At 56.2% G+C, this 23,990-nt stretch carries 22 protein-coding genes; 4 read left to right on the top strand and 18 right to left on the bottom strand.

The genetic code is table 11. The annotated features are described in order from the left end of the window. Nucleotides 1-348: 348 nt before the first annotated feature. From ACT4OC_RS15095 to ACT4OC_RS15040, 12 genes are read right to left on the bottom strand one after another with little or no spacing between them, the layout of a single operon-like run. Complete coding sequence (locus ACT4OC_RS15095) at nt 349-1,644, bottom strand: O-antigen ligase family protein (RefSeq protein ID WP_444839803.1); 1,296 nt, start codon at nt 1,642-1,644, stop codon at nt 349-351. Nucleotides 1,645-1,664: 20 nt separating this feature from the next. Continuing rightward, nucleotides 1,665-2,327 (bottom strand): class I SAM-dependent methyltransferase, encoded by a 663-nt coding sequence (locus tag ACT4OC_RS15090; protein ID WP_444839802.1) that lies wholly within the window; start codon nt 2,325-2,327, stop codon nt 1,665-1,667. A gap of 29 nt (nt 2,328-2,356) precedes the next feature. Beyond that, nucleotides 2,357-3,394: a phosphotransferase gene (locus tag ACT4OC_RS15085; RefSeq protein ID WP_444839801.1), complete on the bottom strand. Its 1,038-nt coding sequence runs from the start codon at nt 3,392-3,394 to the stop codon at nt 2,357-2,359. Continuing rightward, nucleotides 3,381-3,995: a hypothetical protein gene (locus tag ACT4OC_RS15080; protein WP_444839800.1), complete on the bottom strand. Its 615-nt coding sequence runs from the start codon at nt 3,993-3,995 to the stop codon at nt 3,381-3,383. The genes ACT4OC_RS15085 and ACT4OC_RS15080 overlap by 14 nt, the downstream gene beginning before the upstream one ends. A gap of 12 nt (nt 3,996-4,007) precedes the next feature. Continuing rightward, entirely contained in the window at nt 4,008-5,048 is a 1,041-nt protein-coding gene (locus ACT4OC_RS15075) for a zinc-binding dehydrogenase (protein WP_444839799.1), read from the bottom strand. A 7-nt stretch (nt 5,049-5,055) separates the two neighbouring features. Next, nucleotides 5,056-5,979: a transketolase family protein gene (locus ACT4OC_RS15070; RefSeq protein ID WP_444839798.1), complete on the bottom strand. Its 924-nt coding sequence runs from the start codon at nt 5,977-5,979 to the stop codon at nt 5,056-5,058. Next, the gene (locus tag ACT4OC_RS15065) at nt 5,976-6,827 is read right to left on the bottom strand and encodes a transketolase (RefSeq protein ID WP_444839797.1); all 852 of its coding nucleotides are present in this window, start codon (nt 6,825-6,827) and stop codon (nt 5,976-5,978) included. Before ACT4OC_RS15065 ends, ACT4OC_RS15070 begins: the two co-directional genes overlap by 4 nt. A 31-nt stretch (nt 6,828-6,858) precedes the next feature. Then, nucleotides 6,859-7,854 carry a GDP-mannose 4,6-dehydratase gene (locus tag ACT4OC_RS15060; RefSeq protein ID WP_444839796.1) on the bottom strand — a complete coding sequence of 332 codons (996 nt, stop codon included), beginning with the start codon at nt 7,852-7,854 and terminating at the stop codon, nt 6,859-6,861. Between the two features lie 10 nt (nt 7,855-7,864). Further along, a complete protein-coding gene (locus ACT4OC_RS15055; protein ID WP_444839795.1) occupies nt 7,865-8,470 on the bottom strand; it encodes an SIS domain-containing protein in 606 nt (201 codons plus the stop codon). After that, nucleotides 8,467-9,405: an NAD-dependent epimerase/dehydratase family protein gene (locus tag ACT4OC_RS15050; protein ID WP_444839794.1), complete on the bottom strand. Its 939-nt coding sequence runs from the start codon at nt 9,403-9,405 to the stop codon at nt 8,467-8,469. Before ACT4OC_RS15050 ends, ACT4OC_RS15055 begins: the two co-directional genes overlap by 4 nt. Before the next feature lie 54 nt (nt 9,406-9,459). Beyond that, the gene (locus ACT4OC_RS15045) at nt 9,460-10,230 is read right to left on the bottom strand and encodes a nucleotidyltransferase family protein (protein WP_444839793.1); all 771 of its coding nucleotides are present in this window, start codon (nt 10,228-10,230) and stop codon (nt 9,460-9,462) included. A 13-nt stretch (nt 10,231-10,243) separates the two neighbouring features. Then, nucleotides 10,244-11,758 carry a PfkB family carbohydrate kinase gene (locus tag ACT4OC_RS15040; RefSeq protein ID WP_444839792.1) on the bottom strand — a complete coding sequence of 505 codons (1,515 nt, stop codon included), beginning with the start codon at nt 11,756-11,758 and terminating at the stop codon, nt 10,244-10,246. 242 nt (nt 11,759-12,000) lie between these two features. On the opposite strand from ACT4OC_RS15040, the gene ACT4OC_RS15035 reads away from it, so the two are divergent. Both ACT4OC_RS15035 and ACT4OC_RS15030 read left to right on the top strand, forming a co-directional pair. Beyond that, nucleotides 12,001-13,134 carry a glycosyltransferase family 4 protein gene (locus ACT4OC_RS15035; RefSeq protein ID WP_444839791.1) on the top strand — a complete coding sequence of 378 codons (1,134 nt, stop codon included), beginning with the start codon at nt 12,001-12,003 and terminating at the stop codon, nt 13,132-13,134. Between the two features lie 86 nt (nt 13,135-13,220). After that, a complete protein-coding gene (locus ACT4OC_RS15030; RefSeq protein WP_444839790.1) occupies nt 13,221-13,727 on the top strand; it encodes an NUDIX domain-containing protein in 507 nt (168 codons plus the stop codon). Between the two features lie 162 nt (nt 13,728-13,889). Here the strand turns inward: ACT4OC_RS15030 and ACT4OC_RS15025 are convergent, their stop codons facing one another. The 6 genes from ACT4OC_RS15025 to ACT4OC_RS15000 all read right to left on the bottom strand — a co-directional run bounded on the left by ACT4OC_RS15025 (nt 13,890) and on the right by ACT4OC_RS15000 (nt 21,792). After that, nucleotides 13,890-15,227, bottom strand: coding sequence for a TylF/MycF/NovP-related O-methyltransferase (locus tag ACT4OC_RS15025; protein WP_444839789.1), 1,338 nt, complete (start codon nt 15,225-15,227; stop codon nt 13,890-13,892). A 326-nt stretch (nt 15,228-15,553) separates the two neighbouring features. Beyond that, the gene (locus tag ACT4OC_RS15020) at nt 15,554-16,648 is read right to left on the bottom strand and encodes a glycosyltransferase family 2 protein (protein ID WP_444839788.1); all 1,095 of its coding nucleotides are present in this window, start codon (nt 16,646-16,648) and stop codon (nt 15,554-15,556) included. 93 nt (nt 16,649-16,741) lie between these two features. Further along, the gene (locus ACT4OC_RS15015; RefSeq protein WP_444839787.1) at nt 16,742-17,422 is read right to left on the bottom strand and encodes a class I SAM-dependent methyltransferase; all 681 of its coding nucleotides are present in this window, start codon (nt 17,420-17,422) and stop codon (nt 16,742-16,744) included. Between the two features lie 44 nt (nt 17,423-17,466). Next, entirely contained in the window at nt 17,467-18,732 is a 1,266-nt protein-coding gene (locus ACT4OC_RS15010; protein ID WP_444839786.1) for a methyltransferase domain-containing protein, read from the bottom strand. 15 nt (nt 18,733-18,747) lie between these two features. Continuing rightward, nucleotides 18,748-19,638: a sugar nucleotide-binding protein gene (locus ACT4OC_RS15005; RefSeq protein WP_444839785.1), complete on the bottom strand. Its 891-nt coding sequence runs from the start codon at nt 19,636-19,638 to the stop codon at nt 18,748-18,750. A gap of 84 nt (nt 19,639-19,722) precedes the next feature. Then, nucleotides 19,723-21,792 (bottom strand): hypothetical protein, encoded by a 2,070-nt coding sequence (locus tag ACT4OC_RS15000; RefSeq protein WP_444839784.1) that lies wholly within the window; start codon nt 21,790-21,792, stop codon nt 19,723-19,725. 281 nt (nt 21,793-22,073) lie between these two features. On the opposite strand from ACT4OC_RS15000, the gene ACT4OC_RS14995 reads away from it, so the two are divergent. Next, a complete protein-coding gene (locus ACT4OC_RS14995) occupies nt 22,074-22,601 on the top strand; it encodes a WbuC family cupin fold metalloprotein (RefSeq protein ID WP_444839783.1) in 528 nt (175 codons plus the stop codon). Between the two features lie 120 nt (nt 22,602-22,721). Then, nucleotides 22,722-23,927, top strand: coding sequence for a methyltransferase domain-containing protein (locus ACT4OC_RS14990; protein WP_444839782.1), 1,206 nt, complete (start codon nt 22,722-22,724; stop codon nt 23,925-23,927). Nucleotides 23,928-23,990 lie beyond the last annotated feature (63 nt).

The following is a 23,990-nucleotide window of genomic DNA, read 5'->3' as shown; positions in this document are numbered from 1 at the left end:
CAGAAACTTGATCATTCGCACACCTTGTCGAGCTTCTGTCCGGCGCATCCCAACCCCAACCAAAAGGGCCAAAATACCGGACAGATCGTGTGCTACCTAAACCGGACATATCGTGTGCTACCGACATAAGACGTGTGTGAGGTTGGCGGGGACGTGCAGTCATGTCAGACTTTTGTTTCAGGCGGTCGCCTGAAGGCTCAACCTTGCCCTCCGAAGGCAAAGGTCACACGTTCGAATCGTGTCGGGTGCGCCATTCAGAATAAAACTACGAACTCATATGTTATTGAAATTGTTGTGTAATTCCTATTGTGTCTTCCCGCGACCCTCAATCCACCGCGCACCTAGAGTTTAGTTTTGAGAGAACCTTTGATCATCCCGAACGCTTCTGCCGGAGTCCTGGTGCCCTGGCACTCTATACGCTTCGCGTTGTCTCGCCCTCAAGCTCATGCCGCCCGCGATACCGACACCCAGGACGTACATCCATCCTTCATGGAAATCGAACAGGTGTGAATTGAACAGCGAACTCACAACATTTTGCACTACGACCAGCAGCCCTATCCAATTCGCCAACCCATCTCCGCGAAATAAAAACAGGTGAACCAGCCACATTGCATACAACGCCGCGATCCCGGTCATGCCCCATTGAACTGCGACGTTGAGTGTCTGATTATGCGGGTTTCCGGTGACCTCAGCAGCAAGCCCGGTCTGTCCAACCGCGTCACGCTCGAACAATTGCATGATCGAGCCGGTCCCGTTGCCGAAGATCGGCGCGACCACAAAAAAACTGACCGATTTTTGCCAGTATTTGAGCCTCTGCCCGGTCGAGAATGGGACATTCTCTTGATAAAATTGATATTCGGATGCGATGTCCTTGATTCGGCCCCGCAAATACGGCGAGGTGAACCAGATAGCTGTTGCGGTCACGATGATGCCTACTAACAGCAGTGCTGATTTGCGTCGGTCGAGATGCACGATGGCAAAAACAATGAGCAGCACCGGAACATAGATCAGCGCCGCACGTGCCGATACCACGAACGCCATATTGGTAAAGAAAGCGAGCACAAGAGCCGTGCAGGCTGCCGCTATTACATAGCGGTGTTGTTTGTACAAAGTGATGACCAAAGGCGCCAGTGCCACCATACAAAGCGCGAATTCCTGGCTCTGATCGATATAGTTCTTGACTGGTACGCCAGCATTTTTGGTAGCCGTCAGTTTCAACTCAGGCGCAAACAGCACAATCCATGAGAGGCCCATCAGCAATGCGCAGGAAGCTAGAAAGGCAGCGAAGACCCAGCTGCCACGCTGTGAACGCTCGAAATGGTAAAGTAAGAACGGTATTACCAGTAACTTGGCCACTGGCTTGATGCCATGAAGCCTCGCCTGCCACGGAACATCTGCCCAAAGCGTCCCGACGACCGCCAGAACGAAGATGGCAAGGGGTAACAGACAGATCGGGCGCGATAGCAGACGTAAGAACGCGCCCACGTCCAGTGTCGGGATTAGCGGAATCAGCGCGAGCAGCCAAAGCACCAGCAAGATGGCGAACCCGGTCGTGGACCAGGGCAACAATGCCGCAGCCAGAACGGCGAGCAAATCGACGTACAGAAACCACGCTACAGGATCGCGCCATTTGGAAAGAAGCATCGAACTGGGAGCCTTGGCAATCACTCGAAGAAGATGAATTCGTGATCGCCGATATAACCGGTCTGCTTGAAAATAAAGTCCCATTCTTCCGGCGTATGGAAAGCCCGACAGGTCAGCTGCCAATACATCAGGTTCACCTTCTCGCGTTCGTTGCGATAACCCTCGACACAAATGTACTTCGCACCCCGCCCGACCCGCTCGATTTCCCTAAATGCGGAATCGAGATCGTAGTTGAACAAATTATGTAGCGTATTGATTGAGATAACGAGGTCGAAATACTTATCAGCGTACGGAAGCTTTGTAGCTGAGCAAACCTGGCAGAATGGCCTGACGTCTTCCATGGTGTGTTCGACGCCATAGCTCGAGATATCGATGCCGGCGACCTCGATGCCGGGAACGCTTTCGAGGAAGTCGTGGAGGATAAATCCTTTTCCGGAGCCGACGTCGAGCACACGCATGCCTGGCTTAATGCCGTAGGTCTCCACCATCGCGTCTGCCACTTTGCGCCAGCGGCCGTCGTATTTGTAGCCACCGTAGCCGGTCTCGCGGCTTCCGTCCCAATAATCGAAGTCGAACTTGACCGCCAGATCGGCCACGTCTGCCTTGTCGCGCTGGGTAACGCGCGCGAGGTAATCACGCTTGGTGGATTTGTGAACCAGATTGACGAATTCACGGTAGGCCATTAGCAAGTCCTCATGAGGTCGTGGATTGATCAGGCCGCCATGCCGGCGACGTTAGCCTGGGCCATTGCCAACTGGGTTGCGCAACGCGCGGCCCACAGGCCGGCATCGGCGAAGGCGCGGCGTGCGGCGCCCAGCGGCAGGAAATCATTGAGAATGATGCAGGTCCACTTGATGCGATAAGCGTCGAGCAGAATCCGGCAACGCGTCCGGCTGCCCTCATCAAGCCCGAGACCATCGGCAAGGCGCGTCACAAAATGTCCGTGAAAAGATAGCGGCACAGGGATCTCCGGCTGGCAGAAGAAATCCGACACCAGCTTGGCCGGATCGTCGCGACCGGCATATTCGAAATCCAGGAACGTGAGTTTGTCAGCGCCGTACGAGAGCGCGTTGTGGAAGCCGAAATCGGATGGCGACAGGCAGCAATCTTCGGGCCTAAGCCTCTTGTCGAACGACAACCCGGCGGCGTTGGCAGCGCCGGCAATCCGCTTTCGCGCCGCGATCCAGGTGGGTAACAGCATTTCCGCGACAAACCGTCGCGCATCCCCGGTATAAGGCGCTTCAGGATCGAGATCGCGAAGCCGTGCGACACGCCGTTCCACTGTATCGAGGTGCTCGGCGAGGCTGAAGCAGGCTTCCGAGCCGGGCGCAAGTGCCAGCGGATCGCGTGGCGACCCGTTGACGGCGAGAACGAAGTCGATCGCCGCATCGACCTCCGGTGCACCGATTTCAGAGGGACCGAGTTTTCGGCCCGGCACAAAGGTGTAGAGGCCCGTCCGGGAGGCCAGTTCGCTCGCCAGAGGCTGCGGGATCGTGCGCACGCCGCGCGACCATGCGTGCTGCAGAAAGCCCCACTCGGCCGCCAGCCGATCGCGAGGGTCGCGCGGATCGCTGAAATAGCGCTTCAGTACCAGCGGCTCGCTTCCCTCCAGGTCCACGCGATAGACCTGGTTATTCTTGCCGCCCGCGAGCCGTGAAAGATTGGAAACCCGCCCCCTGCCCGCGGCAGACGCCAGACGGCCCGCGACGTCGCGCAGCGCTGGATCGATGATTGCGTCAGACCCGCTCACGGTTCAAATCCGCCGCTATCGCGGCCCACGAGGTCAGCCGGTCGAAGCCATTCGATCCGGCGAACTGACCTTCCGGATCGAACAGGATGCGGCGCATGCCCGCGGGAAAGCCCTGCATCGCGAGAATCTCCGGCAGGTCGTCAATAAAGACGTCGCAGCGGAGTTCGGCGGCGCGCGCCACCTTTTCCTCCTTGGTTATTTCAAAAAACACGTTGGCGGGATCGATCTGGTCTGCATTGGGCCCCAACAGTCGTTGCGCGGACAAAAACCCGCGCGCCGCCGCATGCATATCGTGCTTCGGCCCCAAGATCGGATGTTTCGTTTTATGGCTGACGATGAACAGGGTGTGCCCGGCGCCGCGCGCCGCCGCGACGAAGCCCGCTAAGCCTGGATAAGTCGAAACCAATTCCATCCGCTCGCCGTAGACATAACCTTGTAGCTCCGTGAAATCGTCCTTCCGGCCGGAGTTGTTGAGATGGTCGCGCACGCTGTTCTTGTCGCGGCCGAGCGAGGCCGGGATCAGGCCTTTTTCCAAAGCTGCTGCGTGAAAGACGCCATCATAACAAGCGATCGTATTATCGAAGTCGATCCCGATCCGCATGGCGTTCTTGCCTTACCGCAGTGACATATCGATCAGCGGGCGACCGACCTTGCCGACAGCCAGATCCTGCAAAGCCTGCTCGGCTTGCGCGAGCGAATAAGGCGTCGACAGAAGGTCACGCACCGGGAATCGCCCAGATCCAAGGAGACGTCCGAAGCGGCCAAAATCGCGATCCGGGAGGCTGTCACCGCCCCAAGTGCCGAGTAGGCTCTTGCCCTGATTGAAAACGGCGGGATTAAGCGACAGCGTGGCGCCGAACTTGGCGTTGCCGATGACGACGGCTCGGCCACCCTGCTGCCGGGTCGCGTTGACAGCTTGGTCCATCACCATCGGCACACCCGAGGACTCGACGGCCAGATCGATGCCCTGTGGGACGATCTTCTTGATTTCCGCGACCGCGTCGCCCGCGGATGGATCAATCACGTGGGTGGCGCCGTAAAGTTTCGCGAGCGCGCGCCGGGTTGGATTGGGATCGACGCCGATCACCGGCATCGCGCCGGCAAGCGCAGCCGCCATCAGCGCATTGAGGCCGATGCCACCAGTGCCGAACACCGCGACTGAATCGCCGGGCTGCACCTTGAGAACATTGTAAACGGCGCCCATGCCGGTAGGAGCCGCACAGCCAAGCAACACCGCGACGTCCATCGGAAGCCCTTCCGGAACCAGGATCAGGCGGTTTTCACTCACCACGGCATGGCGCTGAAAAGTGGTGACACCACCTGCATTAACCTTCTTGCCTTCCCATTTATAGACCGTGCCACCGGCCTCGATGCCGTTGCCCCTGATCCAGGACATCACGACCTTGTCGCCGGGCTTTACCTTGGAAACCGCAATTCCGGTCTCCAACACCGTACCGGTGCCCTCGTGACCGAGACAATGCGGGACCCATTTGTCTTCGCCCTTGTCGCCGCGCCATTCCATCACCTGCGTCCCGCATGCTCCAGAAAAGGCAATCTCAACGAGAACCTGACCGGGCTTCAGCGCTGGGATTTCAATCTCGGCCAAGACCAGAGGTTTCCCCGTTGCGACGAGGAGAGCAGCTTCGGTTTTCATATTTTTCTCAGTTGAGGGCGTGAACTATCTTGTCGGAAATCTGATGAGCGGATAGCCCTAGCATCTCGCGCGCGTAGTCTTGTTCGCCGGATTTCTTGAAGAATGCATCCGGCGTGCCGAAACGCATGAATTTCTGGCGCCTGGTATCGGTATCGGCGAGCCATTCTGACACTGCCGAGCCAAAACCGCCAATCAGCGAATGCTCCTCGACGGTGGCAACCAGCCGGAACTGACCGAACGCACCCCTGAGGCAGGCTTCATCCAACGGCTTGACCGTGTGGAAGCTTACAACCTGGGAACTGATGCCCTTTTCTTCCAGCATGTGCGCAGCTTCTATCACCTCGGGAAGCATATTGCCCGTCGATAGCAGGCAGACATCCTTGCCCTCCGAGATAGTGATGGCCTTGCCGATGGCAAAGTCCGTAAGTGCGCCCGAATGAACGACGGGTTCGCCCTTCTTGCCCATGCGAATATAGACGGGACGGTCCTGCCGCATGGCGGCGCGCAGCGCGCCGCGCACTTCGTGGGCATCAGCCGGGCAGATCACTATCATGTTCGGGATCGCGCGCAGAAAGGAAATATCCTCGCACGCGTGATGCGTGGGACCAAGGCCGGCATAGGCCATCCCTGCACCGACCGCGACGATCGTCACTGGCACTTCATGATAACAAACATCTGTGCGAATCTGTTCGAGGCAACGCGTAGTGACGAACGGCGTGATGGTGTAGGCGACCGGGCGCAACCCGTTCATCGCCATACCGGCGGCGACACCCATCATATTGGCCTCCGCCACGCCGCAGTTGAAGAACCGCAGCGGATGCTTGTCCTTAAACTTATCGAACAGCCGGTTGCCGATGTCACCCGACAGCATGACGATTCGCGGGTCTTCGTTGCCGAGTTTCGTCAGCTCATCTGCGAATGCGTTTCTCATGCGAGACCGAGCTCCTTGTGCGCCCTCACGACCTCTTCCGCGTTTGGAGCGCGATAGTGCCAATTGTTATCGTCTTCCATAAATGAAACGCCCCTGCCTTTTACGGTGTGCGCAATTAGTGCAACCGGCCTGCCAGAGCCGTTCGGCACCCGGCGCATCGCGTCCGCGAGCGCTCCAACGTCATGTCCGTCGATTTCATAGGCATCCCATCGGAATGCCGCCCACTTGTCCCGAAGCGGCGACAGCATCAGTGTCTCATTTGACCGCGCCGTCGCCTGCCACTTGTTGTAATCGACGATCACGCATAGGTTTTCGAGCCTCTGGGCGGAAGCGAACATTGCCGACTCCCAGACCGAACCTTCGTTGTTCTCGCCGTCCGACAACAGCGCGAACACGCGGAAGGTTTCTCCCTTGATTCGTCCCGATAATGCCATACCGCAACCCAGCGGCAGGCCATGGCCGAGTGAACCGGTCGCCGCCTCGACACCTGGTAACAGATTCGCCGGCGGATGCTCCGCGAGGCGTCCGCCATCTTGACAATAGGTTTTCAATTCCTCGATCGGAAAGTAACCCTTCATTGCGAGCGTTGCGTAAAGGGCTGCCGCCGCATGCCCTTTCGACAGAATAAATCGATCGCGCAGTGGGTCAGTTGGCTTCTTCGGATCGATGTTGAGCGCGTGCCAGTAGGCCGCAACCAGCACATCCGCACAGGACAGCGAAGACGCAAGATGAGCGGCTTGCGCCGCATGCGACATATCGATGATCTTGCCGCGCAAGCGAGCAGCCTCGCCTTTTAAGGCGGTGACGTCCGGCCCCCTTGCGGCGGACTTGCTAACTAAACCGTGCATCATGGTCTCCCGATCGCGCGACGCTTCGTCATCAGGGCTTGTGCTCATACTTTGACGGCAACTTCGTCATGTCCTTGCTGAATCGGCCCGCCCAGGCAATGACATCATCGACACCTTGTTCGAGCGAAATGGTATCGCGCCAGCCTAGTTCCGTTCGCAATTTGAAACTATCAAGTGTATAGGCAGTATCTTTGCCGGGGCGTTCGGGTCCGATCTCGACACACTCGTCAAAGGACTTGCCGAGCCGCTTGAGGATCATTTCTACCAGTGTCCGGATCGACACCAGCTCGTAACCGGAAATATGATAGGTCGCGCCAACCTGGCCCGATGTTGCAATCCGCAGCGTCGCATCCGACACATCGGTCATGTGGATGAAGACTCGGATTGATTTGCCGCCGCCGTCGAGGCGCAGCTTCTGCCCGCCCATGGCTGCAATGATCGTGCGCGGCACGATGCGATAAAGTTGCTGTCCAGGACCATAAACATTGGCCGCACGCGTGAAGACCACAGGAAACTGGTAATTCGCGAAATAAGTCCGTAGACTCATGTCTCCGGCAGCGCGCGACACTGCATAAGGCGTTGATGGATTAAAGGGCGCCTCTTCACTTACCCAGCCTTCGGTCGAACCATAGACCTCCGGCGTGGTGACATGAATGTAGCGATCGAGACTGTCGTAGTTGCGGAGCAGATCATGCAACCGGACAGCAGAAACAACATTCGTCATCATCCAGTGATCAGGGTTTAGCCAGCTTTCGCCGACCATGCTCTGTGCTGCGAAATTCACGACGTGGGTCGGCTTCTCGCGAGCAAGCAGCGACTTCAACGCTTCAAGGTCGTGATTGAGATCTATTCTCTGGAAATCGACCTTGCCTGGCCTTTTGTTCCATTTGTACGGCAGGAAGGCGTCGTGCGGCTCGTGCGAGCGGCTGGTTGCGATGACGTGATGGCCAGCGGCAGCCAGAAAATCAGCAAAAGTCGCCCCGGAAAACGAGTTTGACCCGAGGATAAGGTATTTCTCACGCGCCATGACGGATTCTTCAATTCTTAAGCGGCGTGACGTCGCCGCGTTGCGCATGCAGCCATTGCATCAACATGTGGCCGATGATCACCTGCGCGTCCTCTGCAATCTGCATGTCATTGACTTCGAAATGAATCGGAACGTCAGCCAAAGCTTTGCATTTTCCACCGGAGAAACCCAACACGGCATAGGTCGTCATGCCGATACTTTTTGCTTCCTCGATTGCGCAAACGATGTTCGGAGAATTGCCTGATCCCGAGAACGCGATTAGCACATCGCCTCTGCGCGCCATCACGGAGAGCTGCAGCGAAAATACCCGGTCGTAACCCTCATCGTTTGCGAGACAGGTAATGACGGACGGATTGGACACGAGTGAATGGGCGCGCAACCCCGAACCGGGCGTTTTCGACAGCGCATACAGGAAATCGTTAGCAAGATGGTTGGCGTTGCCACCGCTTCCGCCATTGCCTACAAAGAACACCTGCCGCCCTGTTTGCCAGCAATCGCGCAGCTCATGGGCCAGCCGCTCGACCGGTGCCCAGTCGAAATCGTCTAGCGTTGCCGACAGGCGCTTGGAATAATCGGCAAAGAGCTTGGCCGGGGTCGGAAACGGAAGTGCGTTCATTTTACGATACCCTTTTCCATCCACTTCAAATTGTACCAGCGGTCTTCATTTTTGAGCCGTCCCTGCGAGTACATGCCCATAATTTCCGTGATGGCATCCTCGACGGTCTTTTTGGGCCGAAAGCCGGTCGCCAGCAAGCGATCGGAATTCACTCGGTAGCTGCGAGGGTCGTTGGACGGCGTCACGACGATTTCGGCCTTAATATGCTTTGCAACTAGGTTGGCGATATCGAGGATCGTAATGTTCTCGAACCCTGCGTTGAATATGCCAGTATGTTCGGGGTGTTCGAGCAGAAAGAGGTACAAATCCGTGATGTCATCAATGTGAATATTGGGGCGGGTTTGATCGCCGCCAAATACGGTGATACGACCATTCATCAGCGCCTGCATCGTCAGCATGTTAACGGAAACATCGAGCCGCTGACGCGGAGAATAGCCACATACTGTTGCCGGCCGGACGATCTGGACCACCATGTCGTCCTTGTAGGATAGCACAATGCGCTCGCCGCACATTTTTGTTTTGTTGTATTCGGAGATCGGAAGTAGCTCCAAATCCTCGGTTACGTGCTCCTCTTCCTTCACGCCATAGACGCTTCCCGACGAAGCGTAAATGAATCGCTTAATACCGTGGCGCTTGGCTCGATCGGCGAGCTGCATCGTGGCAAGGCAGCTAATTTCCCAAGTCAGCTTCGGGTCTAAGTCGCCGCACGGATCATTTGCGACGCTCGAAAGGTGGATGATTGCATCCACGCCGGTAAGATCAATCTCGTCGGGATTGCGGACATCCCCTTTTACGACGGTTAGATCAGGATGTGGTTCAAGAAAATTTCCGAACCACATGACGTCGAACGCGACGACCTTATGGCCTGCCTTGAGAAGCTTTGGAACAAGCACGCTGCCCTTGTATCCGCAGGCCCCCGTCAAAAAGATTTTCATTGTGTCGCCGCCCCAAAGCCAAATTAGGCACGCAATGTCGCAGACGGCCCTGAGCTACTCACGGACTGCAAGCAGATCAAAAGCCCGAATGAGACGCTCCTGAAACCCATTTTTTCCCGACCCCGCCCTCTGCTTAAACTCGGAATTGGCCCGACGCAAGCTCTCAGGGTTGCCGATATCCCGATGGTAACCATCTGTTTCAACGCACAGAATCCGACCAAGGTATTTTGGGATGATCTCCGTTGACAGGTCCACGATTGGTTTTTTGAGACTGGCAATGCCCTCGACGACCTCCGGTTCAAAAATGTACACTGCGCCGTTGGCGAGATTACCCGGAGGATTTTGGACTTTCTCATGAAAAGCCAGAACCGTGTGATGCTGATCCAACTCCAAGATTCCACACGAACCGGGATCATCCGTGCGGAAGGCGAGCATGGTCAGGGCATGACCATTGGGACGATTCTCATGAGCCTTAACAAAACTGGCCACATCGAAGTCGGTCAGATTGTCGGCGTGCGCTAATAGAAACGGCTGGTTCTGAAACCAATCCCGGTTGGCAAGAACCGTGCCGCCCGTCCCTAACAATGAGTCTTCGTGGACCAGATCAATCCGGGCGGCCCAAGGTGAAGCCTCCACGAATGCACGAACCTGCGGTGCCAGCCAATGGGTATTGATAAGCACGCGCTCGATACCAGCTTGGAGCACAAGATCGAGCCAGTAATCGAGTAGCGGACGGCCGCGCACTTGAACCAGACATTTTGGCAACCGGTCCGTTAGCGGACGCAGCCTGCTGCCAATGCCAGCGGCCAGAAGTAAGGCCCGCATATCAGAACTCCATTCAGGTATGCTCGCGGACATCGAAGCGCGTGTCGTCGATTTCAGACATGAGATCCGACTTGGCCAAGGGAGTGTTTCCCACCCGGGATACTTGCAGGGCAGCCGCCAAGGCTCCAAGATAGGCGCTCTGCCAGATATCCGATCCCACGCACAACGCCATCGACGCGCTCGTGAAGAAACTATCGCCTGCGCCCGCGACATCCATCGGTGACACGTTGAATGCCGGGAGACGGTCGGTTCGAAAGACGTCGTCCTTGACGGTATTGATCAACATGCCTTCGGCGCCTAATGTAATCACCAGGTTTTCGGCCAGCGCTTTTGCCTGAAGCCGATCGCCGATCACAGCAAGGCCCGATTCAAAATCATTCAGCGCCAGACGCGCTTCGCGCTCCGTCGGTGTAATCAGCGTCATATTCCTGAATCGAGAAACATCAGCCAACTGCGAGGAAGCTTGGCTGTCGGCAGCCATCATGATAGAGCGCGCTGCTGCTTTGTCCGCAATGGCCTGGACCAGCGGCTGCGGAAGACACCCGTAGTTGAAGCAGGCGAACAGAATTAGATCAGTGTGCGGCAACGCCGCCTCGACCGACGCAAGCATTCTTGTCTGGATTTCCGGACTAGCCGGGTGTTGCCGAAGATGATTGACCCGCAACAGCGTCTTGTTCTGAGCGCGGAAACGCTGCTTGCGCGTTGTAGGACGGCTGTCGTCCGGAAAGCGATCAAATGCAACGCCCTGCTTCTCCAGCGTCATAGTCGCAAATTTTGCTGCCTCGTCGTCGCCGACAACCGCGCAATACCGCACCTCGGCGCCAAGCCCGCGCGCGTGAGCCGCAACGACACCCGCGCCACCTACAAACGTCTTAGTTTCGATTGGCGTGACAACGATCGTCGGATCTTCCTGCGACATTCCAAGCGGGTCGCAGGTGATGTAGTCATCGACGATGAGATCGCCGACTACCAGAACGCGAAGGCCGGAAAACTTCTCCAGGCTGTTGCGCAGGTCACCCATTTGGAAGGCGTATCTGAACGGGTAATCGCGCGGCTTTCTCACCGCCGAGAAGTTGGGTTCCGTGTACTCGCGCTCAAGCAGAGATAGCGACGAGAACCGCAGCTCACCGGAACTGAATACGAGGCGACCGCCGTAAGCCTCTACTACGCTTCGTTCGGGATTATCGCGAGCCTCGAATTCCTTGCCTTTCACGACAAAGTCGGGCCGCAACGCGGCGATGAACTCCTCCGGCCCGGACTTAAGGGCGACCACCCGATCCACGATTGAAATCGAACGCACGCTGTCCAGACGCAGATCCATCGGCAACGTCACGCCAGGTGTGGCATCCGAACTGACACCGACAACCAGAACGTCGCTTAGTTCAGCCGCAAACCTTAGCAGGCGCAGGTGGCCAGGATGGACGACGTTAAAATTGCCCGACACAAAGGAAATTTTTCGTCCGTCGCCGATCGGACAACGGATCTCATCGACAATCACCTTGAAATCTCTCGTCTCAAACACACTCATTGCGGGATTGAGCCCGACTCGGAGTCCCGTCGAGGTAGCGACAATCAATAATGCCCAGAAACAAGGCGCCCCTCATCTGCAATGTCCGCCCCATCCAAATAGTGCCCACATCCTGATCCAAGCAGGCCCCAACCTGCCTCCGGCGACATCCGATTGATGGGCGGGCCAACTCATATAAAGCGTAATTGCCCTGGATTGCAAGTGCTGGTAGGCAAGAGCCTTATTCCTTTGGAAGAATCCGTTTGCCCCCGAAAATCCTCTATTTTGCTCCTGAAGACTGGGCCTTTTTCGAGCATTTCAGTGTTACCGCAGGCGTGGCACTTGAAACCGGCTTTCGCGTTGCCGTTGCGACCAGGATTCGAGAACACGCTAAAGCACTTGCTGATTCCGGATTTCAGGTAATTCCGCTGGAGAGTGAACGTAGCAATCTTGGCATCATTTACAATATGATGTTGATCATCCGAATGGCGCGGATCCTCAGGGAAGTCAAACCCGATGTCGTTCACTGCATCGGACTTCGCATGGTCGTGCTGGCAGGCCTCGCGTCGCGCATCGCGGGGATGAGGCATGTCGCACTGACTCCCACCGGACTAGTTCATCTATGGATCAACAACGGACTCAAAGAGCGGTTTCAGCGCAACGCGATTCGCGTAGTGGTGAGGTTGCTATTGAATCGCCGGAATACCGAATTCATTTTTGAAAATGCCGAGGACCCGGCGGAATTTGGTATACCGCCTGATGCAAAAAATTTGACGATTATTGGCGGAGTAGGCGTCGATCCTGCGGAATATCCGTTCGTGCCGGAACCGGACGGAGGACCGATCAAGGTTGGGGTGGTAGCGCGGATGGTGCGTGGCAAGGGAATCATGGAAGCCGTTGCTGCCGTGAGGATTGTTCGCGCCAGAGGCATTCCGCTCGAGCTGCACCTTTTTGGAGCGACGGACCCATCCAATCGGATGACGCTGACCGAAGCCGATTTGCGTAATATTACGAGCGGGACGGGCGTCTATTGGCACGGCCGCGTTTCTAACGTCGGCCATATGTGGGGACAACTTCACATCGCGATGCTACTCTCGTACCGCGAAGGTCTGTCACGCAGCCTCATTGAGGCAGCCGCGGCCGGGAGGCCTATCATCACAACCGACGTCGTCGGTTGCCGGGACATTATTCGCGATCAGATCGAAGGTTTCCTCGTGCCAAAAGGAGACGCGGATCAGGCATCCGTCCGACTCGAACAGCTCGCAACGAATACCGAACTCCGTCGGCGCATGGGAGCGGCCGCACACAAGCGATTTAGCGAGCGCTTTACCACGAAAGTTGTTAGCCCCGTTGTCCGAGGCGTCTATCGCAGAATAATGGATAGATTGGCAACGTGAAGAACCTAACGCGGGCGTTGACCCGACTAGAAGGCTTCGACTAACAATTGGTGCCGAGGTTCGTCTAGTCTCGCATGGAATAATCGATGCCGATGTCGCCTTACCTAGTTGCTCTTCGCGCCAAGGTTGGGCATGACCTTCTCACCCTCACGACCGCAGCCGTCTCGGTTTTCGATGCACAGGAGCGGCTACTTTTAGCGGAGGAGGCCGATACCGGATTTTGGACCCTTCCCGGAGGGATCATCGATCCGGATGAGATCCCGTCGGATGCAGCGGTTCGTGAGTGCTGGGAGGAGACGGGCCTTCTCGTCCAACCCAGGAAGCTGATTGGAGTGTTCGGTGGCGATGAGTTCCATATCACATATCGCCATGGCGATGTTGCCTACTACACGACGATTGCCTTCGAGGCTTGTGTGATCGCCGGATCGCATCGACCTGATGGGGAGGAAATAAAGAGCCTCCGCTACTTCACAAAAAATGAATGCGAACACCTCGTCTTGTCGCCCGCCAGCCAGCTTATAGCGGCGCGTGCATTCTTGCGAGACGCTCCTACCTATTTCGCATCGCCAACTTGGTCACCTCCTCGAGGTTGATCTGGTTCAGGGTTGCAAGCGACAGCTCAAACAAATATTGAGCACTGATCTTCGCCGCGCCCTCGATCCTAATGGATGGCAGTCCTCATCAAGATTCACCGTTGTACGATGTCGGGCGCGCTTGGCGACCGAGATGTTTGTCCGCTTGGCGGCTACTACAACTCAACAGGTCTTTACGATGAGTCTACCCGAATAGTCGATGCGGTTCAGAAGCACAGGTAGCCGATGCTCGGCAATGTATTCATCTACTGCCTGACGTGCGCCTTCGAAATGGCCATAGTCGTCGATGATTAGTATTCCATTTCGTGCGAGACGAGGGAAAAGCTGCTCCATCTCGTGCTTCGTCGATGCGTACCAGTCGGTGTCCAGACGCAAGAGTGCAATGGCAACCGGAGCCTTGGCCGGAATGGTTCGCTCAACCATGCCCTTGACTAGGTGCAATCGTGCTTCCGGGTAGCCGGTGGAAAGCAGATTGGCGTGCACCTCCTCTAGGCTGGCTTCTGCCCAATGACTGCTTTCGTCGCCCGTTTGGCGGGGCAGCCAACCATCGATGGCCCGGTTACCCCACACGTCCACATCTTTGACCTCATCCGGGCGTGGCAACCCCTCATAGGTGTCGAATAGGTAAAGATCGCGATCACAACGCCCCAGGGCCAACAAACGATGAGCGACAACCATCATGCTGCCGCCCCGCCAAACGCCGCATTCAACGATGCTTCCAGGAATTCCAGCCTGCTCGATAAAGTCTACCGCCTTATATAGCGCATACATTCGCTCGAACGACGTCATCGTAAATGCCCGAACTTGCTCGGCTAGGGCGCGGAATTCTGGTTCGGTATCGTCGAAACCAGTCTTCTCATTATACTGCGCTGCAGCTTGCTGATAATCGGTGCCATATTCTTCTTCGCGAGCCAACTCCTCATATCGACGCTCGACGGTCGCCGGGACAGATTTCCCCAACGCCAGGAGAATACGGCGATAACGACCAAGAACATCCGGACGCTCGGGATCTTCCGCAAGGACAAGTTCCAAAATCTTTTCTTCCCACTCCATAGGAAACGGGATACCGCGTGCGGTTAGAGACGAATGGAGTTTTAATCCTGAGGCAAGACTCGTCCTGCCCCCCAAGAGTAGCATTAATTCAATTTTTTCATCGTCGCTAAGGCCTTCGGTCGGCAAATGGTTGGCGTCATCCAAGAGAGCCTGGCGGTTAGCCACGTCCTTCGCCGTAGATACATTACGCAGAAACGCCAAACGCTCGCGCATGTCCTCTCGACTGGGGTCGGCGGCCAGACCTAATTCCAGGATGCGCATCTCCCATCTCTTTGGGAACAGCCGACCGTTCGAAATTACCGAGTGGTAGAGCTTTAGGCCCTCATCGAGAGTAAAGTCTGAAGCAAAAAGCCGTTCAAATATTTGGTGTTCTTCCGGACTCAAAAATCGCGCATCGTCCCCTTGCGAAATCTCGTCTGACAGAATCGTATTTTCGATCCCAGTCACTTTTAGATGATCCTTCCGCCGACCACGTCGGCCTCAATCGTTTGTAGAGCCAAAGTTTTCTTTAGCTTTATTGAGAACATAGTTGCAGCGAGGAAACCGTTCTGTCAACGAATGAAGAAAGATTCTAAACCCACGTTCCTTGATGGCATCCATTCCTCCGTCAATTGGCGCGAGGGCGAGGAAGTGCGCGGCTAACTTGGCGTATCGGGTGAAAACGCGATGGCTGCCCTATCTTATTGGAACATGGTCTCGACCACCACGCGACAAGCTCGCGACCTTTCGTAAGCACCGCATGGATGCACCAATTGTCTGAATGGTTTGCGTAGTCATGTGTCCGGGTTCGAAATCGGTCGAGTTCCTACTACCGCGTGAGCGTTAGATCCGGTGCGGGATCTGGCAGACGCCCTCACCCAGCGACTACGGGCTAGTCTCGTGCGAATGAGGCCCAGTATCGAAGTAGGCCGTTCCCGCAAGCTGAGCCACCCGAGCGCGGTAACTCGACCGACAGCGCCGCCCAGCTTTAGCGCACCAGTCAACACGGCGCGACTAACAGGTCCAGGAGAGAGATAGAGCAGTACGGCCCGGTTCATCGGGCGAGCGTCGGCCGCAATCCTTCCAATGGCAAAGCGCCACCGACGCTCAAATACCGCCGCATACCAAACCGGAAATACCGGATCGGTCTTTATCGACTCAATCGCTGTATCCAAGGTCTGCATGCTCGCCACGGGATCGGCGACATGTGTTCTGGAAACTCCAGTGGCGTTTATCCGCCAAATGAGCCCCAATTGCGGAATAAAGCAGCAGCCGTACTTGAGTGACAACCGACGAAAAACAAAACTATCCGCAAACGATCCCATTGCTGCATCAAAGCCGCCTACCTCCACCAGAAGGTCTCGTCTTACGACCGCAGTCCCCGTAAGTATCCAGTTATCGATCCGTTTCAGGACGCGTGCGACGTCCGAGGGAGCTAAGTAAGCCGGCGCGTAGCTCGGGCGTACCGGAGGCCGGGCCCCTCTGTTCCCTGTCTCTGCGTCAACGACCGCGACCTCGCAGCTGGCGAATGCGGCCATCGGATGCCGCTCCAGTTCCGCCAACGTCGCCTCGAACAGGCCCGGCAGAGTAAGATCGTCGGCGGCGCCGAAATACACATACTTTCCGCGCGCCTCCCGAAGGCCTCGATTCAGGGCAGAAATCGCACCCATATTTCTCGGCAACTGTACGATGCGCAAATTCGGATACTTAAGGCTCAAACGCTCCAGAACTTCGATACTGTTATCAGTGGACGCATCATCGACCACGACGATTTCGTCGGCACCCGGCACCTGTTCAGCAAGCGCCTGAATGGCCTCGCCAAGGACGGCGCCATGATTGAAATTGGGGATCACCGCTGTGAGCAGGACTGAACCGCTATCCGATGTCATGCGTGGCCTTCGTCATGGAGCCCGAGTGTCGGCTGAACTTCCCTTTTCATAAAATTCGACTGCGTCGTCGCCGTGCAAGTCCAGAGCGGCAGATCAGGATCGCTTGCCCGCGCCGATAGCAAATACATAGTTGGCCATCTTGTGAAAGCCAGTATGCACCACCTCATCATTCATGCTGAACATAAAGACGTTACAGAAGAACTCGGCCATCAGCTTTCCTAGCTCCGGCGCCGACTTGCAGTTGATGTGGCCCGCCTTCGACTGCGGTGAAGCGTAAGGCTGACTCTCAAGCGATGGCAGCCCAATAATTGCAGCGCCATTCACGTCGAGAGGCGCGAACGCATTCTTCAGGAACAGGAGTTCCTTCGATGGCTCGATATGCTCCAATACATCCAGCGAGTAGACTGCGTCGAACTCGCCAGGGACAGGGCCGTCGAGCATGTCATGCACATGCGCTTCGAACTGCCATCGTGGCAACATCCGCCGCTTCACGTCTTCTATGAACACCGGATCGAAGTCGATGGCTGTGAGTTTGCCGACCTCGGCCTGGACGATCCGGGTTCCGAATGCATCGCCGCACCCGACCTCCAGGACGTGATTGCGGCCCGCCAGCATCTTCGACACGAACTTGTAACGCGACAACCGAAAGACGATGTGCTTGGGATCCTGATACCAGCTTTCGCTGCCGCGGAGTCCAAGGGTCTCATAGCCACGCTCGCTGGCGGCTTCGACGCAGACCTGGTATTGCGCTTCCTTGGTCTTCGGCGTGTCCATGACGTTATGCCTTTCCTGCGGCTCCGCACCGTTGCTGCCGTCAATCAAATCTTGACGTCGCCATGTTTTCCGACGACTCGCGCCTCCGGACAGAGCACGACGAAGTGTCCGCCTTTGTCCAAATATTCCTGGTTGGTTTCAATAATTTTCTTCGAATGCACCCATGCCAGGATCACTGTGTAATTGGGCATCCGTTCGTATAGCTGCGACGTGGGAACAATAAGAACTCCATCGCCGGTCTCATACTTGCCGACCTTTTGCGGATGATCATCGACGATGTAGTCAAGCGCGCCGGCCAGTCCAAACTGGGCCATCAGAGTCGGACCACTGCGCGCGGCGCCATAACCCGCGATCTTCGCGCCTTCCTTTTTCCACTTCGCGACCAGTCCGATGGTTCGTTCCCGTAGTTCCTTAATCTTCGCACCGAAATCGCGCAACGTCTGCGGCTCACTCAAATGCCGCTCTTGTTCCAGCGCGAGCAATTGCGTGACGGAATCCTCCACTGGCCTGCGCCCGCCCTTAAGCTGGACCGTGCCGATCAGAGAGCCATGCTGGGCGCGTGTCCGCTCGGTCGCGATCAGTTCCAACCCATGACGGTCGAGGAACTGAACCAGAGATTTCACCGAATGATGGCTCATGTGTTCGTGGAAGAAGGTGGCAACGAGCGCACCTTCGACGATGTCCATGAGATATTGAGCCTCGAAAAAGAATAAGCCGTCAGTGGCGAGCACCGTACGCACGCTTTCGGCTATACCGGCCAGGTTGTCGTCGTGAGCGAATACGTTGTAGGCGCAGACTATGTGCGCCGGTCCGTGCTCTTCGCGGATCTTCCGCGCAAGTTCGAGTGCCATCAATGATGGGATCGTCGGAATACCTGATGCGTTCGCCTGCTCCGCAACATCGGTTGCAGGGTCGATGCCAAGCACTCGATGGCCAACCTGCTTGAATAGCTTGAGCAACGAGCCGTCATTGCTGCCGATATCGATGACGAGCGATCCCTTGGGTGCCTGGGCTTTCCGCATCATCTTTTCGGCCATCCGACGGAAATGTTCCGGCATCCCCTTCGCGTTGCCGGAAAAGTACCTATAGGATTCCCATAGATCCTTCGGGTCGATGATATCCAAATGCTGCACATGCCCGCAGTCGGCGCACATATAGACGTCGACAGGAAATCGCGCCGAATTGGCCGCGATATCGCGGTCGGTCGAATAGTTTTCTGACAGCGGAATCGGTTCGAGGTTCACAACGCGCTCGACGTTTTTCGAGTCGCATAATCGGCACGTTTGCCGACGGGAAAGTGTCGCCGCCATCAATAAATTCCTCCGTCATTCATTCATGTCCGCAATCAGATCATCAACAAGATGGTCGAGCGGTTGCGGCCTTATACCGCTCAACTCTGTAGTTCTGGTCATTCCCAAACCGCTGAAGCGTGGCTTGAACGGAATGTTCACACCCTTCTCGACGGATGTCGTAGGCCGGATCAAGTCTGCATCGACACCAAGCCGCCGGGCAAGAGCATGGGCAAGTTCGACGTAGGTGACGTTGTCAGCTCCCGACAGATGAAGATTGCCGGCAATGTGGCGTTCGCCAATCGTTGCAAGCGCTTCCCCCACGAATCTTATCGATATCGGAGCAAAGATCAGGTCCGAGAATGGCTCCACAGGCTCGCCCCGCTTCCACGCTGCAAACCATGCGGGAAGCGGAGACACGCCCGTGTTCATGATTTTGGTCAAACGCACGATATTCAATCGGTCGCATGTGCCCAGCTGTTCAGCAGCGGCGCGAATGATGCTTTCGGCTTCGGATTTCTGTTGTGAGTAAGCAATGCCCGGCGCATGCGGGTCGTCCTCATGCGGCCACGGCCGGTCACCACCAAACACTGCGTTCGTGGAGATGAACGTAACAAACACCCCCTGCTCCAGGAGCGACGCTACGGCACGCGGGATCAATTCGGCGTTGATGACTTTCGCAAGCGGATCTTTCTCGCAACGATCGTAGTTCGTTGCCGCCGCGATGAGAAAAACATAATTGACGGCAACCGGCGCCAGGAAAGGCCTGTCGCTCTCAAAGTCGAGAAAGACGCGCCGGGGATTAAGCGTGTTTCGTCGGCGCGTACTCGCAAATACCGGGTGGCTGCGCCGCTGTAGGGCGTCAACCACGCCGCCGCCAACGAGACTGTCCCCACCCACCACCAAAAAAGTCTGTTTGACTGTCATCGCGCCGCGAAACCCTATCGGCGACATTGTGAGCCGGACCGGATGTTAACCATGCCAACACTCATTTTGTCGAGCTTGAGTTTACTAGGCGGCTGTACGCCGCCCTTCAGACGGCGATGCATCCGCGGCGACCCGCTCAGGAGGGTTGCTTAAACACAAGAATGCGCTGCTACAATAATCTGGGCATTCAGAAGAAAGGTTCCTTAGTCGAAAATTGTTCAACGCTGTCAGCGCTGCAACAACGGGCCACAGCGTTACGGCGAACATCCAATGGGGCAGTCTTTTGGAAGAAGAAGGCCACACAAAGCGAAACAGGAAGCGCTCACTCAACCTCAACCGGCGCTTGGTCCTGCCTCCGGCGAATCTCGCCTGCAACTTAAGCGCGATCCAGTTTGTCGGCAGCAGATTTTCGATATATTGAGCCAGTTCGATCGAGAAGTTACTTTCGTCTTCCTCTGAATTCCGATGCTCGATGTAAACCGCGATCGTGCCGTCCGGTTTGATATAATTCTCCGCCCACTCCAGGATTTTTCGCAGGCCAAGCACTTCTGCCCGACGGATGTGCACAAATATATTGTCGAACATTCCATTGGCAAACTCGCCCCTGGCAAGCTCATCAACACCCTCTTTATGCGACACAACATTTCCTGGCAATCGGTCCACAGCGATCGGTATCAAGTCATGCAATCCGACATACCTCTCGATCCGCATATGCTTGCGCAACGAGGCAAGCAAAGGGCTGGCCTCATCGCAAACCAGCGCGTTTCTCTGGCTTGGGCGGTTCTCGATAGATTTGATCCAGCTCAAAATCAGGCGAGAATCAAGCCAGAGATGATGCCAGATAGGAACGTTCGGCACCGTGCCGACCCTGCGACGAACGAGAGCAAGAAGGTTGAGATATAATTGAATCAAAAACTTCTTCAACACAACGACGATGTTCTTCAGTTCAAAGTTTCTTGCTTCGGTGATCTTCACCCGAGAGTCGAGGCCTCGCCGCGGAAACAGATCTTCCCGAATCTGCTCTGCATAAAGTTCATCACCGACAATTTCTGGAGGTAGCACAGGTATTTCGCCAGGAAATTTCAATGAACCCCACGCCTGAATCCCCGAGGTCCAATAAAAGTGATCGACATGGTCGCGAGGCGGCCCCATTCGCTGATGCAGACTAGATACAAATCTGGCCGCCTCCGCACGAACTTCCGGGAGCCCCGCCGGCAAATCGCCTGTTCTGAAAACGACGTCTATCTCAGCAAAACACCGATGTTCGCGCGTAGTCCATGTGGACAGTTCATCCGCAATCTTGTCCGGCGGTGTGTGTCCGCATCGCAAAAAGCTTTTCTCTTGCGCTGCGGACTGAATCTCCAGCATGAAGAACCCATCGGAATCGTCGATGATCGAAAAATCTCCCGACGGGACCAGCTCTGAAACGAATCCGTAGTCGCAATATGAATTTACAATTCCCATCGGCACTTCCGGCCTGATCGCCAACATAAAAATGAGATGGTAGCGACCGAGAAGCGTCTTCTTATCGACTTGCCAGTAGACCTGATTGTGAGTAACGGACGTGACGAAATCTTGCGTGATGGTCTTGCCGACTACCGTCGGATGCAAATTGTCAAATGCGAGTTGCACCATAGGTCGCGGGGACATGGTCAATGTGTGATCGACCTGATTGACCGCCTCGATCAGCGTGGGAACTACGGTCTCGGAACATGCGCGCAAGGACGGCGCCATGATGGCTCGATGCCCCTCACGTATCTTCGCAACGAGCGTCCGGAGAGAGCCGTCCGCCAAAACGAAATCCGAATTCATGAAGACAAAGTGCGTGTTGGTCTGCTCGGGTCCGCTATCCCGAATCCCGCGCGCGTAGGCGAGTGTCAAAGTGACGCCGTAGTTGCCATTAGTGATCAGGTCGTCGATCAAGATGTAACGAACCGGACAAAGGGCCTTAAGTTTGGCTAAGTGGCCCCGTTCTTCGAACTTGTCCCGGCTATCCATTGATGTCATCATGACGATTTCGAAATCGGTCTCCGACGCCATAAAAGGTAGATTGCCTGCTGCCAAATAAGAAGGCAGCGACACGCTCGCAAACTCTTCGATATATCGGGCACCCCAGATGACCGTTAAAAATTTGACTTTTGGCTTCTCGATCATGTCTTAGTGCACATCCCAAGGCTACCGCTCTGTCGTTGCGAGTCAAGGAACGGACCATAACATGGTCGTTTAGCTCTATCCTCGCATCGCTCTTCCCCGGCCAGATATCACATATGTGGCCGGCATGCCATTGCTGTATGAAGAAAGATCGCTTACAACTTCAGGTACAAAGTCTGCTGCTTTCTGCGATGGATCGTGACCTGCTTGAAAGCCCCTGTGTCCCGGGCAGGCAACGTTCATATTATTATGCAACGAGAAAAGTCCCTTGCGTCTAGTTCGCCATGGATCGAAACAACAACCGCCTGAACTTCGTCTCGTCGGAAATTATCTATTCTGATGGCGGTTTCCTGGCGGCGGACGATCGCATCATCGCACTTCTCAAAGAGAAGGCGCTGGAAGCTCCGCGCCTGCGGTGCCGTCTTTGTTTTCACGAAAGCGCCGATGCGGCACAGCAGGAGATGCTGATTGTCATGAATCGCGCGTCCTATGTCCGACCGCATCGGCACCTTGGCAAGGTGGAGACGCTGACGGTCGTGGAAGGCACGTGCGACGCCCTGCTGTTTGACGACGCAGGCAACGTGACAGAAACGATCGCCATGTCCCCGGCAGGGACACGCGGATGCTTCTTTTACAGAATGCCAAGCGGTATATTTCACACGCTGATATTCCGGTCCGAATGGCTGGTTTTTCTGGAGACGACCATTGGCCCGTTCGACCGCGCCATGACTGAAGTGGCCGACTGGGCGCCGCCCGAGACGGATCCGACCGAAGGTCATGCTTATCTCTCAGGACTGACGCCCCCCTCGTGACTCGTCGGGATTGCGATTGAGCGCGAAGAGCTTTACTCACCCCACTAAGCGCTTCACGTCACCCCCCTTATTGCGCGGCTCTCTTCAGATCCTCTATAGAGTTTCCTCCGGAGAAGACAGATGGTTTGTTTAGTTTGCGGCTCGAAAGCTATGGTCGCGCAGCTGGACGTAGGTCGTCACCCCGTGTCGTCATTTTTCCTCATGGGAAAGGATGACCCGGAACGCAATTTCAGTCTCGCGCTTGGCCAATGCGAGCAGTGCGGTACGATACAGATGATGGAGACCGTGCCTCACGACGCCTTGGTGCCGCCCTACGATTGGCTGTTTGCCCGTGAGCCGGAAGAACATCTGGATGAGGTCGTCGATCAGATCGTGGCGCTGCCTGGAGTCGACACCAACAGCGTTATCGGAGCGCTGACTTCGAAAGACGATACGACCATCGATCGTTTCGCCCGCAAGGGGTTTTGCAGGACCTGGCGGGTGAAGCTGAACGAGGATTTAGGCGTAACCAATCCCGCGGCCAATATCGAGACGGTTCAGAAGTTGACGACGCCTGAACGCATGGCCGGGATCGCCGCCCGCCGCGGCGCGGCGGATATCCTCATCGTCCGACACATCATGGAACACGCCGAGGATCTGCACGCCTTCATCCGTGGTATTGCCGCACTGGTAAAGCCTGGCGGAATCGTGATGGTCGAGGTGCCTGATTGCACGCCCAGTCTGCGGCTTCACGACTACTGCATGGTGTGGGAAGAGCACTCGCTTTTTCTCACTCCCGAAACTTTCTCGCCGTTGCTGACTATCGGCGGCTTCGAGCTGATCCGAACGGACGTCTATCCTTCGCCGTTTGAGAATTCACTCGTCCAGCTCGCACGAAAGACGGGTGCGCCGGGACCGGTCAGGATCGATCCTGGGGCGCGCACGCAGGATGATCTCCTGTCGCGCTACGCAGCAGGCTATGAGCCGGCACGCCGGGACTTGCGCGCCACCCTCGAGCGCGTACGGACCCAAAAGGGCCCGATCGCACTTTTCGGCGCCGGTCACCTCGCATGCGCTTTCGCCAATTTCATGGGTGTCACGGACCTGATCGAGTTCGTCGCCGACGATACCCCTCAAAAGCAGAACAAGTTTCTTCCCGGCGCGCGTCTACCCATCCTGCCTTCCGCGGCTCTCGTCGAACGCGGCATCGCGCTGTGTCTGCTTGCGCTTTCGATCAACAACGAAAACGCGGTGATCGGTCGCAATGAGGCTTTCGTACGCGCAGGCGGGGCGTTCCGCTCGATTTTCCGCGCGAGTCCGCGGTCGATTTTTTCGACCGATCTTTGAACATATGGGCGGGATTTCCCCGTTTGACCGGTTGGGGGTTCAAGATGATTCGACGGACATCAC

Source organism: Bradyrhizobium sp., from assembly GCF_052389815.1.
Classification (GTDB): domain Bacteria; phylum Pseudomonadota; class Alphaproteobacteria; order Rhizobiales; family Xanthobacteraceae; genus Bradyrhizobium.
The sequence above is the reverse complement of the archived record's forward strand: the minus strand, read 5'-3'. Positions and strand labels throughout refer to the sequence as shown.

What these genes read in the sequence shown, in the direction of transcription:
- ACT4OC_RS15095 (WP_444839803.1), bottom strand. Translation starts at nt 1,644, where the DNA reads ATGCTTCTTTCCAAATGGCGCGATCCTGTAGCGTGGTTTCTGTACGTC.
- ACT4OC_RS15090 (WP_444839802.1), bottom strand. Translation starts at nt 2,327, where the DNA reads ATGGCCTACCGTGAATTCGTCAATCTGGTTCACAAATCCACCAAGCGT.
- ACT4OC_RS15080 (WP_444839800.1), bottom strand. Translation starts at nt 3,995, where the DNA reads ATGCGGATCGGGATCGACTTCGATAATACGATCGCTTGTTATGATGGC.
- ACT4OC_RS15075 (WP_444839799.1), bottom strand. Translation starts at nt 5,048, where the DNA reads ATGAAAACCGAAGCTGCTCTCCTCGTCGCAACGGGGAAACCTCTGGTC.
- ACT4OC_RS15070 (WP_444839798.1), bottom strand. Translation starts at nt 5,979, where the DNA reads ATGAGAAACGCATTCGCAGATGAGCTGACGAAACTCGGCAACGAAGAC.
- ACT4OC_RS15065 (WP_444839797.1), bottom strand. Translation starts at nt 6,827, where the DNA reads ATGCACGGTTTAGTTAGCAAGTCCGCCGCAAGGGGGCCGGACGTCACC.
- ACT4OC_RS15060 (WP_444839796.1), bottom strand. Translation starts at nt 7,854, where the DNA reads ATGGCGCGTGAGAAATACCTTATCCTCGGGTCAAACTCGTTTTCCGGG.
- ACT4OC_RS15055 (WP_444839795.1), bottom strand. Translation starts at nt 8,470, where the DNA reads ATGAACGCACTTCCGTTTCCGACCCCGGCCAAGCTCTTTGCCGATTAT.
- ACT4OC_RS15050 (WP_444839794.1), bottom strand. Translation starts at nt 9,405, where the DNA reads ATGAAAATCTTTTTGACGGGGGCCTGCGGATACAAGGGCAGCGTGCTT.
- ACT4OC_RS15045 (WP_444839793.1), bottom strand. Translation starts at nt 10,230, where the DNA reads ATGCGGGCCTTACTTCTGGCCGCTGGCATTGGCAGCAGGCTGCGTCCG.
- ACT4OC_RS15040 (WP_444839792.1), bottom strand. Translation starts at nt 11,758, where the DNA reads ATGAGTGTGTTTGAGACGAGAGATTTCAAGGTGATTGTCGATGAGATC.
- ACT4OC_RS15030 (WP_444839790.1), top strand. Translation starts at nt 13,221, where the DNA reads ATGCCGATGTCGCCTTACCTAGTTGCTCTTCGCGCCAAGGTTGGGCAT.
- ACT4OC_RS15020 (WP_444839788.1), bottom strand. Translation starts at nt 16,648, where the DNA reads ATGACATCGGATAGCGGTTCAGTCCTGCTCACAGCGGTGATCCCCAAT.
- ACT4OC_RS15015 (WP_444839787.1), bottom strand. Translation starts at nt 17,422, where the DNA reads ATGGACACGCCGAAGACCAAGGAAGCGCAATACCAGGTCTGCGTCGAA.
- ACT4OC_RS15010 (WP_444839786.1), bottom strand. Translation starts at nt 18,732, where the DNA reads ATGGCGGCGACACTTTCCCGTCGGCAAACGTGCCGATTATGCGACTCG.
- ACT4OC_RS15005 (WP_444839785.1), bottom strand. Translation starts at nt 19,638, where the DNA reads ATGACAGTCAAACAGACTTTTTTGGTGGTGGGTGGGGACAGTCTCGTT.
- ACT4OC_RS15000 (WP_444839784.1), bottom strand. Translation starts at nt 21,792, where the DNA reads ATGATCGAGAAGCCAAAAGTCAAATTTTTAACGGTCATCTGGGGTGCC.
- ACT4OC_RS14995 (WP_444839783.1), top strand. Translation starts at nt 22,074, where the DNA reads ATGGATCGAAACAACAACCGCCTGAACTTCGTCTCGTCGGAAATTATC.
- ACT4OC_RS14990 (WP_444839782.1), top strand. Translation starts at nt 22,722, where the DNA reads ATGGTTTGTTTAGTTTGCGGCTCGAAAGCTATGGTCGCGCAGCTGGAC.